Genomic DNA, 1,190 nt, shown 5'->3' with positions numbered 1-1,190 from the left:
CGCCTGCAGCGGATGCCTGAAGAAAGCACTGCAGGAATCGGTAAGTGCTTTGTTTCAGGCTGAAGAGTGCCTCATCATAATGCTTGTCGCTTTTACCACCAATCTGTTGTATCCAGTGCTGGATAATGTCGGTAAACAATAGATCTATGTCAAATCCGTGCTTAATAAGACCCGTAATGACATCACTTCCTTGAAGGTAATAAGAAATGTTTGCATGCGCATACTTGCCGTCAACTTTGAACCTATCAAGTAGCTGACGATAGCTGTCTTCTGTCACACAATTGCTTTTGATTTGTTCAGAGATAATGTCTAACAGATTGTAGGTGAGAACAGAAGGGGCAAACTCAATGTTTTTTCCAGTATTATCACGAACATGTTCTGGAAAGTCTGGTGTGTGCACGGATATTGAGCAGTTTCCTCCTCCCCCCAGATTGACCATGCGCCACGTTTTGCCTTTATCCAGACTGACTTCAGCGTATTGATGTGAGGCATTGGTCACGAGTCTGGCCGGTATCCCAAAGTAATGACAGAGCACCTGAAAAACCTGACAGCGTTCCTGGCAGACTCCCTGTTTCGCCTGTATTAACGCCACCAGCCCTTCCAGCCCACGGCCCGGTACACTGGTGCTGAAAGAAAATGATTTCGCCCAGCAAATCAGTTGATAAAGCCGTTCGGACGGGTTTAATAAGGCAATCCGCTGTAGCTCCTCAAGGCTTGGGTTGCCGGCAGGCGAACAGTCAAACACATCGTCTTTCAATTCTTGCTGAACAGTGGGATGGCATATACCTTCAATCACTTGAACAAACTCGTCTCTTCTTATGTTCTGCAAAGAGGTCTTGCCGGGGGCTACGATATAATCCACAGTCACGGCTGCGGTGATGTTTGGCCCTTTTGGCCGCCGTACCAGCAGCTGCCCTGTGACCTTCCCCCTGGCGACGTGCAAAGACTGTCCATCCCGGCAACGAATGGCTATCAAGCGGTCGCAGGCGCTCAGTCCGGGCAAAGCCTGCCAGGCCGGATTTGAGAGATCAAGTGTGATACATCCCAGTTGTTGCTGATCACACAGTGTGATTGAACGGCCCCATTGGGGAGTCGCCATGGGAAGAACACCGCCTTTATCACACGGAATGTCGCGCTGCTGAAGCTGGCCTCCTGTATAAGTGACCTCGGAAATATCCAGCCTGTATTCT

General features: G+C 49.5%; 1 protein-coding gene. It reads right to left on the bottom strand.

Annotation, left to right across the window (positions count from 1 at the left end):
- Positions 1–1,190 (bottom strand): transglutaminase-like domain-containing protein (locus tag E1189_RS16315; protein WP_196221481.1); only part of this gene is annotated, 1,190 nt, incomplete at both ends.

Origin of the sequence: Parendozoicomonas verongulae (assembly GCF_009711465.1) — a bacterium.
In the GTDB taxonomy this organism is placed as follows: domain Bacteria; phylum Pseudomonadota; class Gammaproteobacteria; order Pseudomonadales; family Endozoicomonadaceae; genus Sansalvadorimonas; species Sansalvadorimonas verongulae.
This window is presented reverse-complemented; position numbering and strand designations above follow the sequence as displayed.